General features: G+C 53.8%; 10 protein-coding genes. 7 read left to right on the forward strand and 3 right to left on the reverse strand.

Features of this window, described 5'->3' with window-relative positions; all coding sequences use genetic code 11:
• Positions 1-504: 504 nt before the first annotated feature.
• Positions 505-2,442, forward strand: coding sequence for a polysaccharide biosynthesis protein (locus L0666_RS00005; RefSeq protein WP_235256848.1), 1,938 nt, complete (start codon positions 505-507; stop codon positions 2,440-2,442).
• 83 nt (positions 2,443-2,525) lie between these two features.
• On the opposite strand, the gene L0666_RS00010 is transcribed toward L0666_RS00005, so the two are convergent.
• Together L0666_RS00010 and L0666_RS00015 are read right to left on the reverse strand one after the other, a co-directional pair.
• On the reverse strand, positions 2,526-3,638 hold the full coding sequence (locus L0666_RS00010) for a polysaccharide biosynthesis/export family protein (protein ID WP_235256850.1): 1,113 nt from the start codon (positions 3,636-3,638) through the stop codon (positions 2,526-2,528).
• Positions 3,639-3,730: 92 nt separating this feature from the next.
• Positions 3,731-4,474 carry a DnaA N-terminal domain-containing protein gene (locus L0666_RS00015; protein WP_235256852.1) on the reverse strand — a complete coding sequence of 248 codons (744 nt, stop codon included), beginning with the start codon at positions 4,472-4,474 and terminating at the stop codon, positions 3,731-3,733.
• Positions 4,475-4,931: 457 nt separating this feature from the next.
• On the opposite strand from L0666_RS00015, the gene L0666_RS00020 reads away from it, so the two are divergent.
• From L0666_RS00020 to L0666_RS00035, 4 genes are all read left to right on the forward strand, one after another.
• A complete protein-coding gene (locus L0666_RS00020) occupies positions 4,932-6,275 on the forward strand; it encodes an AAA family ATPase (protein ID WP_235256854.1) in 1,344 nt (447 codons plus the stop codon).
• Positions 6,272-7,381, forward strand: a complete 1,110-nt coding sequence (locus L0666_RS00025) for a ParB/RepB/Spo0J family partition protein (RefSeq protein WP_235256856.1) — start codon at positions 6,272-6,274, stop codon at positions 7,379-7,381. The genes L0666_RS00020 and L0666_RS00025 overlap by 4 nt, the downstream gene beginning before the upstream one ends.
• 236 nt (positions 7,382-7,617) lie before the next feature.
• A complete protein-coding gene (locus L0666_RS00030) occupies positions 7,618-10,107 on the forward strand; it encodes a glycosyltransferase (protein WP_235256858.1) in 2,490 nt (829 codons plus the stop codon).
• Positions 10,100-11,293: a hypothetical protein gene (locus L0666_RS00035; protein WP_235256860.1), complete on the forward strand. Its 1,194-nt coding sequence runs from the start codon at positions 10,100-10,102 to the stop codon at positions 11,291-11,293. Before L0666_RS00030 ends, L0666_RS00035 begins: the two co-directional genes overlap by 8 nt.
• On the opposite strand, the gene L0666_RS00040 is transcribed toward L0666_RS00035, so the two are convergent.
• Positions 11,294-12,106 (reverse strand): ABC transporter permease, encoded by an 813-nt coding sequence (locus L0666_RS00040; protein ID WP_235256862.1) that lies wholly within the window; start codon positions 12,104-12,106, stop codon positions 11,294-11,296. It lies immediately after the preceding gene.
• 88 nt (positions 12,107-12,194) lie between these two features.
• On the opposite strand from L0666_RS00040, the gene L0666_RS00045 reads away from it, so the two are divergent.
• Positions 12,195-13,676: a KpsE/RkpR family capsule polysaccharide export protein gene (locus L0666_RS00045; protein ID WP_235256864.1), complete on the forward strand. Its 1,482-nt coding sequence runs from the start codon at positions 12,195-12,197 to the stop codon at positions 13,674-13,676.
• A gap of 15 nt (positions 13,677-13,691) precedes the next feature.
• A complete protein-coding gene (locus tag L0666_RS00050) occupies positions 13,692-14,357 on the forward strand; it encodes an ABC transporter ATP-binding protein (protein ID WP_235256866.1) in 666 nt (221 codons plus the stop codon).
• Positions 14,358-14,364: the final 7 nt, after the last annotated feature.

Here is a 14,364-nt window from a genome sequence, read left to right on the forward strand (position 1 = left end):
GCATCGGGCAACGTTGAAGTCGTGTTTGAGGGCACCGATCTCGCCGACTTCGATGACGGCATGTTGTTTGTATAAGGACCCTTGATGGCCAGACATCCATCGTTGAACGGTTCTTGAAATAGAAATTGGTCCCCGGTTCTACGAAAAGGATTGGGGACCGCGACTTACATATACTTTACATAACTATGATTATACGCCTCCCGTGTCGCTCAAACCGCCACACGGGATTACGGTCGATTCACAGTCTGATTCGTACTTTTTTCGGCACAAACCCGCCACACCGCCGCTTTTCTGTGCAAGCCGCCAAGAAATTAACTCGTAGTTAACAGGGATTTATGCCATTCCTTACCCTGTTGGCTACGAAACTGGCACAAATACAATACGACCTTTATACCAGAGGTTGTGGGGAAAGTGCCTACACGCGGTCCACAACCATGTTGAATGTTCTTTTTTGGACCAAGGTTATTAGTCTTTTGAATTGTTTTGGTGAAAGGACACGCTGGTATGCGACGTAGGACAATCAAGCATAAGCTGCTAAAGCTGAACAAGCGTATGTCCCGCACCTTCGAGACTATGCCAAGAAATGTTAAGCATGGCATCCTGCTTCTCGTAGATATCATGCTTGTGCCGATTGCGTGTGCGATGCTGATCTTTGTCGCCGAGGGCAATTTCCGTGAAAAGCTGGCTCTGGTGGTTGTTTTGACAGTCGCAGGTGGCGCCGCCTCTCTCATCATGGGTTTGCCACGCATCAAATTGAAGACTTACGAACAAAACGGCATTCAGCGAACCGCTGGATATGGGGCCATTGTCGGCATCGTCGGGTTTATTGGGTCAAAATTGCTTTACGGCACTGTCGCGGATCCAATTTTCATTCTGAATGTGACGATGGCAATTGTGATCCTGTCCGTGGCCGCGCGGTTTATAATGCGCAACATCCTGATCGCAATCTACACGCGCGGACATGACAGGCAACGGGTCCTAATCTATGGCGCCGGCCAAACTGGCGTTCAACTTGCCGCCGCACTCGACAAAGATGACATCATCGAACCGGTCGCATTCATAGACGACAACCCGACCCTTCAGAAAATCCTTGTTGCGGGCCTGCCCGTTCACTCTCCTGTTCGCATTGAACAGATTATTAAGACCCTAAGAGTCGACCGCGTTGTATTGGCGATGCCGACGCAAAGCCGTCCACGTCAAGCGCGCTTGATCAAGTACCTTCAGTCGCTTGATTGCGAAGTATCCGCCTTGCCCTCTTTTGCCTCCCTTGTCGGCGAGACCCGACTGACGGACAAACTCCTTCCTATTAACCCAACAGATTTCCTAAACCGTGCAGATCTGGATGCTGACTTAGAAGGCAGCTGTGAAATTTATGCAGGCAGCTGCGTGATGATCACCGGTGCGGGCGGATCGATCGGCTCAGAACTTGCGCGTCAGGTGATAAACTGTCGCCCGAAATGTCTGGTCTTGTTCGACGTAAGCGAACACGCGCTTTACCAGCTCGACAGAGAACTGAACGAGAGTTCCAGCGATGATGAAATCTGCCCGATTATTCCTGTCTTGGGGTCAGTAACAGACGCGCTCCATGTGCGACGGACCATTGCCGAACACGGTGTGAATACGGTCTTGCATGCAGCAGCCTACAAACACGTTCCGATGGTTGAGAAGAACCGCCTCGTCGGGCTTTATAACAACGTAATAGGCACCCAGACCGTTGCAAAAGCCGCAGGTGATGCTGGTGTCGATTCCTTTATTCTTGTTTCAACAGACAAAGCTGTTCAGCCCACAAACATCATGGGCGCATCCAAACGATTGGCCGAACTACTGGTTCAAGACATTTCGACACGCACACCTCAGACCCGTTTTTCGATTGTTAGATTTGGGAATGTTCTTGGCTCGTCGGGTTCGGTCATCCCGCTATTTGACGAACAGATCGCACGCGGCGGCCCAGTTACGCTGACACACGCTGAAGTCACCCGTTACTTTATGACCATCTCAGAAGCCGCGCGGCTGGTTCTGATGGTCGGAAGCCAAGCCCAAAAGACCGATCAACACGGCGAGATTTTTGTGTTGGATATGGGTGAACCTGTCTCGATCCGCGCCCTCGCCTGCCAGATGATCGAAGCCGCTGGATATACGGTGTGCGACGCTGAAAATCCGGATGGTGACATTGAAATTCAGGAGTGCGGCCTACGCCCCGGCGAGAAGCTGCATGAAATTCTGACGGTCGAAGGTAAGCCAATCACAGACACCGACCACCCGAAAATCAAACGTGTCCAAGAAGATCGCCTCGCGGAAATTGAAATCGCCTCTGCCCTTCGCGCCTTGAACGAAGCCTTCGTTGAAGGAGACGAGGACATCGCCGTAGACATGCTGCGCCGCTGGGTTAAACGCCCTGCCCTTGAACACGAAGGCTCCTCGTCTGCCCTAGCGTCGTTCTAGGCCCCTACCCTTTTACGTTCAGCTCGGCGCAAATGATCGTCGGCGGGTTCACACCGCCTTCTCCAAACGCTCAAAGGTCTGTCTTAGTTCAGCTGGTTGTTGATCCCAAGAACAGACCCAAACAAGCTAAAGATCGACTGAGCCGCCGTAACAGGGCTTTCTGCGACATAAATCAAATCGCCCGGCTGAACGATGAACTGGTCGGCGGAGAATAAGCCGTCAGCCGTAGTCAGATCGATTGTAAAGACCGTCCGTGGGTGATCTGGCCCAGACCTATCTGCCGTCACAGCACGCGCAGGATAGCGACGCAAAATCAAGATTCCCTTGGCATCCGCTCGCGATTCCGCGACACCACCGATGATCGTAAGGGCCTCTAGTGCCGTAACAGTGTCTTTTGTGAACGAATGCACCGCTTCAGTCCCTGACGCACCAAGCGAAAGGAAAATGCGCTCATCCTCTTCGACAAAAACGCGGTCTCGCGCATTCAGGGTCGTATTGAGCCGCGGTGTCCCCAACAAACGATCCGCAGAAACGCCATAAAGGGTACCGTTGCGCTGCAATCGGACCTGCGGGTTATTGAATGAGGTCACAATCCCGCCGCCATCCGCGATCAGTTCCAAGATTGTATAATTCGTATGGGGCAACGTAACCTGCCCTGGGGCACTCACACCGCTTACCAGCGTGACTTGCCGGTTTGGGCCCTCAGTAAGTTCCAATTGGACCTGTGGCGATTGTAGTGCGCCTTGATATTCAGTCTCTATTCGCGCCCGAGCACGATCAGGGCTCATACCGCTGACTTTGATGTCGCCAACAAATGGTAGAAAAATTGTACCCGCTGCAGACACTGTTGTTTGTGGAAACGTTACAGACCGTTGGCCGGGGTTCGTCAGAAGACCGTTTTCCTCTGTCCCCCAAATCGTAATATCCAATCGATCGCCTGGCGTTACAATGCGGGTATTGGGCTGATCAGCGGCTTCGATCCAACGCAAATTATCGTTGTCGATATCCGGCCAATGCAAGAACGTCGCAAGGTTATCGCGCGTGATCGGCTCGACAGCAAATTCAGGAACCACCTCTTCACCATTTGATGAATCCGGAACGGCCAGAACCTCTGACTGCAGCCCTGCCCCTCTGGGGATCAGGTCGCATCCAGACAATAAAACAGCTCCACACAACAGTAGACGGACGTTTAACATTTGTTTCCCCCGGTTGGGCATAAATAGCGCCCTTCGACTTTAAGACGCAACCCTAACGAGCCTGCGCGTTGTTTGGCCATGGACAGCCACCGCTAGTCCATAGAAATGAGTCGTATCCCCTTAATCGATCGATCTTGGGCAATTGCAGCCGACAAAAGCCGCGTGTGTAGATGTGTCTCGATATAACTGGCAGCAAAACTGCTTGGCGCCGCAAGAACCAAGTGGTCCCCATCACGGTCTACATAGGAAAGCGCACTCAACCATGCGGCATAAACCGCTGGGTCCTGTGCCTTCATCTCTGAGGCGATCGCTGGCCAAACTGTGCCGTCCTCCGCTGGAACAGTGTCTGTTCCGGTGCGCAGCGGCACAACATTGCTTTGGACTTCTTCTGATGGTTCGGGTGCACCAGCCATACGGGCTGAAAAGTCCGGACCGACGGAATCCCAATAACCGATCGTATCCCTGAGAATATCCGCGAACTGGATTTTGTGTTGAGTAACGCGCCCTCGGGTCGCGGTCTTCTGAACGGAAATCCAATTAATGCTCCGCATCAGTCCAATTTCGCGTTTGGCAGTTCGCTCGGTCACGCCCCACATCCGCGCCAGTTCTTTGACCCCGACACTGAAGAAACCAGATTTCCAATTAAACCGAGCCGTAATGACCAAAGAAAGGCGCAGGGCCAATCGGCCCTGTGTTCCGTTGTTCTGTGCTGCAAGCGCAAGAAGCGCTGTTAGAACATCATACTTGAGAGATGCTGACCCCGGTCCTGCAAATTTGTAATCTGCAGCTAAACCGCCCTGCCCTAACCTTGGTTGTCGGTCGTTAAAGATTTCCATGCCCGCCTCGTTTGCTCAATGGTTACTGCTAACCATGCGGAGGCTGCCTTTTGTTTTGACCGAGAGACTCAGTTTAGGCGTTATTCCTGACCGCCCCCTGATTTGCGTTGGAAAAGGTCTTCATGTCAAGGATTCGCTACTTTCTCCCCCAGTCCCTTTCAAACTATCTAAAGAAAAAATGGTATTAAAGGTATAGGGGGACATCTTGGGTGACACCCTATTGGTCGTAGATGTCCCCCCAAAGTATTCCAAAGCCGAATTCGTGTCCCCCTATATCTAGTCGATACTGTGGAGGGCTCTGCCTCACCCGATTCGGAGGGCCGTTGTGGTGCTTGGCCTACCTATCCTGACCTTATCCGCGGATAAGGATGGTTAGATTACATGAATAACATTCTCGACAAAAAGTGCAAATTGGGCGTAAATGCAGAAAAACCACGAAACAACGTCCGAGGCAAAAATGCTGAATCACCGCGATCTACAAGAAATGCAGTCGAGATCCCTGAAGATGCAGGGTTGGATTCGTCAGCAGACCTTCTCTCCGGAGAACGTTAAGTCCCTTCGGCGGTTCTCCTCATGGGAGGTTTCGGAGCTCATCTTGGGGATTAATCAGTCGACCTTTAGGGGCAAGCTTGCGGCGGATCCTTCATTACCAGCGGGTCTTGTTGAGCCCGATGGGCGGCAGCGTTGGTTTACGCTTGATGAGGTGAACATCTTGCGCCGGAAGATACGCCAGCGTGGGAAGCCTTTGACCCCTCCCCGTCCGGCTGGTCGTGCCATCAGAACTGCGATTGCAAATTTCAAAGGCGGCGCAGGAAAGTCGACCGTTGCGCAGCACTTTGCGCATGCGGCCGCGCTTGACGGATATCGCGTGCTTTGTGTGGATTTCGACCCTCAGGCCACACTTAGTCATTCAATGGGTCTGACGGATGTGAGTGAGGAAAACACGGTCTGGGGGATTATGGCCCGCGATCTGATCCGCCAGACCGAAGAGCAGAATGCTATGCCGCAAGGTGCTGCGAGCGGGGCTGCCCTGCCCCAGCGGTCAATCCCTTCGTCGATCACGTCTTTAGGCCTGCAGGATTTACGCATCTCTGATTTCATTCAGCCGACAAACTGGCCGACGATCGATCTGATCCCGTCCTGTGCGAACGCGGCCTTTGTTGAATTCGCCTCTGCGCAGTATCGCCACTTGAATCCTGAATGGTCTTTCTTTGCGGCAGTGTCGCGGTTCCTTGATCAGTTGCCGGACGATCAGTGGGACCTGATCTTCTTCGATTGTCCGCCAGCGATTGGGTATCAATCCATGAACGCGGTCTTCGCGGCTGACGTTCTCTATATTCCGTCAGGTCCTGGGTATTGGGAATACGACAGCACCACTTCATTTATCGGTCAGTTGGCCGAGGCGTTGGAGGATCTGTCGCAAGGGTTCGGCGATACCTTATCCGCGGATAAGGTTACGTTGCCGAAAGAATTTCATGATGTCCGCTTTTTGCTCACACGGTTTGAAGCCGGCAATGATCTGCACCGTGCGATGCGGGAAGCATTTGGTAAGGTTTTCGGTGAAAAACTTGCAGAGCACCCCGTGGAAATGACGCGCGCCGTTGAGCAATCTGGTCGGTTCCTGAGCTCCATCTATGAAATGGATTATCGGGACATGACCCGAGAAACTTGGCGCCGCGCGCGCGCTAGTTTCGATCGTGCCTATGGGGAGTTCAGAGAGGTGATCCTTCCGCATTGGGAGGCGATGTCCGAAGAAACCTTATCCGCGGATAAGGTCGAACGTGAGGGAGAGAACACATGAGCCGGAAACGTCGTGTATTTGATATTGACCTGCCAGATGACGCAGACGTCGATCAGCAGGCCCCAAAAGAAACCCCGACACGCCGCGGGCCGATGGCGAGCGCAATCTCCGAGAATGCGGATGCCTTGCGTGCGCGCAAACAGGCGGCTGATGCGATCCGCGACGAGAATGATGCCTTGGCCCATGAGTTCGTCGCCAAGCGGGAGGCGGGAGGCGTTGTCCTTGATGTGCCTCTGGAAGATGTCCATACCTTCATGCTCGTGCGTGACCGTATGCCGGGTGATGATCTGGAACTTGAAAGCCTTGTTACCTCGATCAGGGAATTGGGACTATCTAATCCGATCCGGCTCCTGAAGCGCCCTGATGGTACTGGATATGAGCTGGTGCAGGGGTACCGGCGTCTCAGCGCATATAAGGCGCTGCTTGAAGAAACAGGTGATGAACAGTGGGCCGCTGTTCCTGCTCTTGTTCTGCCGGGGGGCGATGACATTGGCGGGCTATATCGCCGTATGGTCGATGAGAACGTCATCCGTAAGGATTTGTCGTTTGCGGAAATGGCCCGTGCGGCCCAGACATATGCGGCTGATCCCGCGACGGAAGCAAAGGATCTAGGCGCGGCCGTGGCTGCGCTGTTCCAATCGGCTCCATATTCCAAGCGCAGCTACATTCGCTCCTTTGCGTTCCTTCTGGACCAAATCGGAGATGCTCTCGCGTACCCGACGGAAATCCCGCGGGCTTTGGGGGTGACGGTGGCGCGTGCATTAAAGGACCGCCCAGAGATCAAGGCGCGGATCAGGGATGACCTGAAAGACTGGGAGATGCGCGGCGTTCTGGATGAGCTGGACGTCTTGCGTCGTCATTCGGGGCAAGAGGCGATCGACGTTGGCGGAGACCCCGATGAGGTCGCCGCGGTCGTCAAATCTAAACAGGGGGCGGCTGATCCGTCCAAGACAAAGACGACGTTTGATATTCGCACCAGCGCGGGACGGGTGAAATGCACGGCCGGTGTCGGGCGTCTGGAAATTAAGGTGGATCGAGACTTTTCAACGATTGACCGTGCACAGCTTGAGCGCGCGATTGCCGGTCTTGTGGACGGGTTAGGGTAGGGACCTTATCCGCGGATAAGGTCTATAAGTTGGAGTTGGGTTAGTTTGCTGAGAAGGTGAAATTTTTTAGCGTTTTATATCAATGAGTTACGTTGGTATTGGGTTATTGTGCGTCGCGAGAAGGACCTGTTTGTCTAGGGTGCGATCCTGCGGAAAACACCTGTCTCTTGTTGGTTCGATGTATTATCAGAAACCGCGCCAAAAAGGGCTGTAAGGGTTAGATTGAAGGGAAGTGGATGTTTGTACGTCGGATTTATAGCGTCTTTGAGCGATACGCCGACATCCACGTGGCGATTGATGTACCAGTTGATCGTGCCCAGCCGAACGGATCAGGGGCTGATGTGACAATCAAATCAGTCTCTATCGCTGCGAATAGACTCTGTTTTACGGCTGTTGGACCTTTTGAAAGCGTTGAGCTTAGTTTGAATAAGGCGTCGGTTCCTGTGCTGGGGGTGCGCCAGACAGACGGAAGTTACAACTACGAAGGAAGCCTGCCGTTTGAGTTGGGCGAGGCGACGTTGCGATTTGGTGTGGGGAATGAAGAGGCGGATGTTTCGCTTCCTTCCATTAGTCCCGCCCGGCTTGCCCGCGCGAGGGTTTGGCAGGGGTGCCGGTTCTGCGCGCAAATCGTGCGATCTTTGCCGCAAATCTACCGATGGAAAGTTAAAGGCGACTTGCGTGAACGTGAGCTCGTGAAAGAGCGTTTTGGCCTCAGAATACGCCCGCCCGCTATGGCGCTGGAGCCAGGTCTTTTTGATAAAGCTAAAGCTGCCGTTGGGCCTCCACGACAGGCGACTTTGATGATGCCTGTGTTCAATGCATATGATTTGCTCCCCAATGCCCTTGATCGCATTGAGCGATACTCCGGTCAGGGCTGGCGTTTGGTTCTTGTTGAAGATTGTTCAACTGACCCGCATGTCAGGCCGTTTCTTGAGGAATGGTGTGCGGATGCCAGACGAGCTGACCGAGTTACATTGGTTAAGCATTCAGAGAATAAGGGGTTCGTTGGCGCGGCGAATACGGGGTTGAAACAGGCACAAACCTGGCCTGATGATCCTGTGGTTTTGGTGAATTCGGACGCGTTTGTGCCAGACGGTTGGCTCGATCGGCTGTTGGCGCATCTGGACAGCCCCGATGTTGCATCGGTTACACCCATGTCAAATGACGCCGAGATTTTCACGGTTCCTGTGCTATGCGCCCCATCCGCGCTAACGAGCGGGGCGGTTGATGAATTGGACGCTGTTGCCGCGACATTCGACCCTATTAAGGCCCAAATCGACGTGCCGACGGGAGTCGGGTTCTGTATGGCCATGTCGCCAAAGTACCTTCGGGACGTGCCGTTTTTCGATACGGCTTTTGGGCGTGGCTACGGAGAAGAGAACGACTGGTGCAAAAAGACGGAGGCCTTGGGTGGGCGCCATGTGGCTGCCGGAAACGTATTTGTTGAACACTATGGGGGCATGTCCTTTGGATCCGCTGCCAAGCAGCGACTGCTGGAAAAGAATATTGCAAAGCTGGCAGCCAGATATCCCAAATACGAGAAAGAAGTTCACACTTTCATAAGCAATGACCCACTGGCAACGGTGCGGTTGGCGTTGGCGTTAAAGTGGGCGTCAGTCCATCAGGAAGACCCTGTTCCAATCTTTTTGGCACACGCTGCCGGTGGCGGCGCGGATATCTATCTTGATGAACGGATCGCGGATTGTATTGCGGTTGGCGGCGCGGCTGTAGTGGTTCGGGTCGGCCTTCGCATGAGTTGGCAGATCGAGCTTCACAGTGGTCAGGGGTTGACCATTGGCATGTGCGACGACGTTGAAACGCTATTGTCGATGATTGGGGGGCTGGCGGAGCGGCGTGTGATCTATTCATGCGGTGTCGGGGATCCCGATCCCATCAGGTTGCCTGACGTTCTATTGCGGATGGCAGACAGCGGTCAGCATCCGGTTGAGGTTCTGATGCATGACTATTTCCCGATTAGTCCGTCGTTTACCTTGGTCGGATCGGATGGCACGTATCAGGGCGTGCCGCGGGCAGGTGGGCCACTAGAAGATGACCCTGCACATCAACCTAATGGCAAAGGCTTGGCGGACTGGCAGTCAGAATGGGGGCGCCTTTTGCGGGCTGCGCAAGACGTGCAGGTCTTTTCAAATGTGAGCAAAAATCTATTGACCGAAGCCTATCCCGAGATCGCGAATAAGGTATCGGTTGTTCCGCACGGGCTGCATTCTCAACCCGGTGCGATTGAACCTGCGAAGTACGGGCAGGGCGGTCTTGTGATTGGGGTTCTTGGCAATATCGGAGAGCATAAGGGCGCAGACGTTGTGGTTGAGCTGTCTAAGGAATTGGACCGAACTGGCGCCGGTCGGATCGTTGTGATCGGCAACCTTGCGCCAGGGTTTCATCTGGCACATGGGTCCAAGGTTCATGGAACGTATGACGTTTGCGATTTGCCTGCGCTGGTGTCGCGCTATGGGATTTCGAACTGGTTCATACCATCAATTTGGCCCGAGACGTTTTCATTTACGACCCATGAGGCGCTGGCAACTGGCATGCCGGTATTTGCATTTGATCTTGGCGCACAGGGTGCCGCCGTTGAGGCGGCGGTGAAAACCGGAGCACGTGGTGGGGTTCTGCCGTTACCGCGGATCGGCAGGTTGGACCAAACGTCGGCTGCAGAGCTTTTGTCTTTCTTGACGGCTTCGGAGACTGGAGAGCCACATGACTGAGCAAGCACAAATGGTTCTCCATGTAGGGGCCCCCAAATGCGGCAGTTCTGCTTTGCAGGCCGCGCTGAGCATGACGCCAGACCTGATGAGTAAAGACGGGCTGCCGTTTCGCTATACGACTTGGAAAAAGGCCGCGGGCGTCGGCCGTATCCAGTACGGCCGGGGTGTCACTGCTGCAGCCAAATGGTCGGCCTATGGGTACACGAGCTGGCCGAATATAAAGAACACAGAAGTAGATGCGCCAATGTTTGCAGCGTTGAACCGCGCGCGATTGAGCGGCCTTCGCAAAGGGCATGTGCCGATTGCATCCTGTGAGGGCTGGATTGACCGTGTAGATATGTTCGCGCATCACCTGAAAAGCTGGGGAAACCCGCCAGTTGATGTCGTCGCGTATCTTCGCCCCGTGATGGATTGGTACAATTCGGCGTTTTGGCAGTGGGGCGTCTGGAACGTCAAAAGCATGGACGCTTGGATCAATCGCGCGAAAATGCACTACACGTTTGGGACGAACCTTGAGGCGTGGTCGGCAATCCCGAATGTCAGAGTAAGATATGCATGGGCGCAGCCGGATGTCGTTGCGCGGTTTTCGGACCACCTTGGGGTGGAATTGCCGGCAGCAGAGCAAAGCAATGTGTCTTCGTCCCCCGCGTTGATCGGCGTGTTGAGGCGTCATCGCCGCCTGCGGGTTTCCGGGCACGATGCGCACACTGAATTCGTTGTGCAGCGGTGGTGTCCGCAGGTTGGGGGGCGGCGGCTTTGGGCGATTACGCCGCGCCATGCTGATATTCTACGACCTATCGCGCAGACCAATCTCGATGCGTTAAAGCGTGTGGCGTCTGATGCGGCCATGACCCAAGTGTGTGATGACGTTCGCTGGCTGGACGATACGCGGTGGCAGGACGAAATAGATCGGGGGGTTTCCCCGATGAATGATCCGGAACAATTGGCCGCGCTATTTCAATCGCTGATTGTCGGTCTTGAACGCGTCGCTGAGACTGGGGTGAAGGTGTCGGCCGACATGCCGGATTCCCCAAAAAACTCTGCGTCCATTAAGGAGTGGGACGGCGCCATTCTCGTGTTGCTTGATGCTTTGCTAAGGGCAGATCAGGACGCGCGCATTCAAGCCGTCGGTGGATCAGCCGGTAGAGTTCTTCGGAGGGTTAAGGGTTTGGTTCAGAAACCCTGATTACAGGTTCAAAAGATCTCGGTGGTATCGGCGTAGCAACAGCAGGCCAAGGACCGCTAGGGTCAGTGAGACGCCGATGACATACGGGATGCTAATCCAGTCGGGATCGTAAGTGCTATAGAATCCGGATCGCATCAGGCCAGTCACGTGGATCAGAGGGTTATACCACAACAGGGTCTGGTATTCGGTTGGAACAAGTTCGTAGGTGAAAAAGACGCCAGAGAGGATGAACAAGGGTGCGTTCAGAACTGCCCAGAATCTTTGGTAGACAGGGAACTGTGTGAACATAAAACAATTCACTGAACCCACGGCAAATGCGAGAGCCGCCGCGAGGGCGTAGGCCTGAATGATGATTGCAAAATTCAGGTGCGTGCGCGTTTCAAATAATAGGGGAATACCTGTGAGGACGATATACCCAACCAATAATTTGGTCATCGTTTCCAAGGTGAAACGAGCAACGAGTGAATCAAAATAAGTAACGGTTGGGTAGGCCATAAATGGCCTTGAATAGGTCAGCCCACCTGCGACCTTACCCTGCACTGCGTTATAAAGCAGGAAAGGAAGCATTCCGGTTGCGTAAAACATTGGGAAGCTAATACCGAGAGCAGGGCTGCGCACGAGCGCAGAGAATACGATCGACATGACGGTAATGGCCGCAACAGGTTCTAGGACCGCCCAAATGTAGCCACCTGGTGAGCGTCCATAAGACGTCGCCATTTCACGCATAATTAGGGCGAGAACAGCGCGAATGCTTCCGAAGCGACGCCGTGTTTGGGTTGGCGGCAGGGGAGCACGGGAGGGGGCTGTTGGCATTCTCGGTGTCCAATGTGCTATGGTGAAACGCTTCATATGGGTATAGCGTTCCTGTCAAAAGTTAAAGTTCTTCTTGAAAGGCCCTGCGATGTCCTCAGCCTCCAATTCTGATGCAGCCGCACCTAAACCGTCTGAGACTGTAAAAGGTTCTGCTGCAAAGGCTGCCAATAGCACCGATCAAGAAGGCCCCAGCAAAGCGGACCTGCGAAAGGCCGCGCGTCAAAAGGCGGCGCGAGAAGAACGAGCTGCACAGGCCGCGAAGGCCCCACCAAAGGCGCAGGCGCAACCAAAAGCACAACCCCAGCCGCAGCCGAAACCACAACCAAAACCGAAGGCACAGCAGCAGGCCAAACCACAGCCGAAGCCAAAACCGCAACCGAAAGCACAGCCGCCAAAAGCAGCAGTGCGGCCTCCGGTACGACGGAGCTTTTTCCGGTTGCGTCATTTCATAGTGACGTTGTCGTTTCTATTGTTTGTTGTGGCACCGAGTATTGTGAGCGGGGTCTATTTGTGGACTGTAGCGTTTGATCAATATGCGTCGAGCGTCGGGTTTTCTGTGCGTCGCGAAGATTCATCATCGCCCACTGATGTTTTGGTTGGGCTCACCAACTTCTCTGGCTCGAGTTCTACGGATACGGACATTTTATTCGAGTATCTCAGAAGCCAGAAACTGGTCAGTGAATTGGAAGACGAGATCGATTTGACTGAAATCTGGTCGCTGCCAACCGACGAGGAAACGCTTTGGCGCATTCCGTCGCAGGATCCTGTGTTCGCGCTGACGCCGGACGCCTCGATTGAAGATATTATGGTGTACTGGGGGCGGATGGTTAACGTCTCGTATGCTGCTGGAACAGGACTGATCGAGGTAGAGGTGCGCGCTTTTGATGCTGATGACGCCACGCTGATTGCGGAGCGGTTGTTTGAGAAAAGTTCGGGGATGATCAACCAGCTGAGTGCCGTCGCGCGAGAGGACAGTATCCGCTACACGGCCCGCGAACTGGGGGAAGCAGAAGACCGGTTGCGAACCGCGCGTTCGACGTTGACGTTGTTCCGCAATGAGAACCAGATCATTGACCCGGAATTGGATCTACAAAGCCAAACGTCATTGCTGGCGAGTTTGCAGCAACAAAAAGCCGAGTCATTAATTGCGTTGGATATGTTGAGCCGGATGGCGTCTGAATCGGACCCGAGACTTGTGCAAGAGCGTAGCCGTCTGGAAGTTATCGAAGAACGCATCATTCAAGAACGTCGAAAATTAGGGGGCGCAGGGTCGACAGATCCGGATGATGACGAGCAAGGGTTTGCCAACCTAATCGGCGAATACGAGACGCTGGTCGTGGATCGGGAGTTTGCGCAGGAGGCCTATATCTCAGCTAGAGCGGCCCATGACAGCGCATTGTCAGAAGCCAGCCGTCAAAGCCGGTATTTGGCTGCCTATCTAGAACCAACGCGCGCGCAAAGTGCTGTCTATCCTGAACGTTTGATTTTGCAGGTCGTGTTCACATTGTTCCTGTTTCTGCTCTGGAGCCTTGTCGCGCTTGTGTATTATTCCGTTAAAGACCGACGCTAGCGGTGTCTTAGATCAATGATCCGATTTGAGAATGTCACTAAGGAATTTGCCCTAGATGGTCAGCGCAAGGTCATCATGGAAAATGCCAATCTGGTATTTCCTGAAGGCCAGTCTGTTGCTTTGTTGGGGCGCAACGGCGCGGGAAAGTCGACGATCTTGAAGATGATCGCAGGCACCATGCAGCCGACGTCGGGAAGGGTGGTAACCACTGGCGCAATTTCTTGGCCCGTGGGATTTGCTGGGTCATTTCATGGCGAGTTAAGTGGCGCGCAAAACTGCCGTTTCGTTGGGCGGATTTATGGCGTGGATACAGATGAGCTGATCGATTTCGTTGCTGATTTTGCAGGGCTGGGTGCGCATTTTCATTTGCCACTGCGAACGTATTCATCAGGTATGAAATCGAGACTGGCTTTTGGTGTTTCGATGGGGGTGGCGTTTGACACCTACCTCGTGGATGAAATCACGGCTGTCGGGGACGCGGCGTTCAGAAAAAGAAGTGATGAGTTGTTCAAGGCACGCATGAAAAATGCTGGTGCGGTCGTGGTGAGCCACTCAATGCAACAAATTCGAAACCTTTGTGATTCAGCAGTGGTTCTTGAAAGTGGTGAGCTGCGGTTCTTTGACGACGTTGAAGACGGCATTGAATATCACAATGCAAACATGGAACGAGACAGCACTTAGCTAGGCC

This window comes from Octadecabacter algicola (genome assembly GCF_021532625.1).
GTDB lineage: Bacteria > Pseudomonadota > Alphaproteobacteria > Rhodobacterales > Rhodobacteraceae > Octadecabacter > Octadecabacter algicola.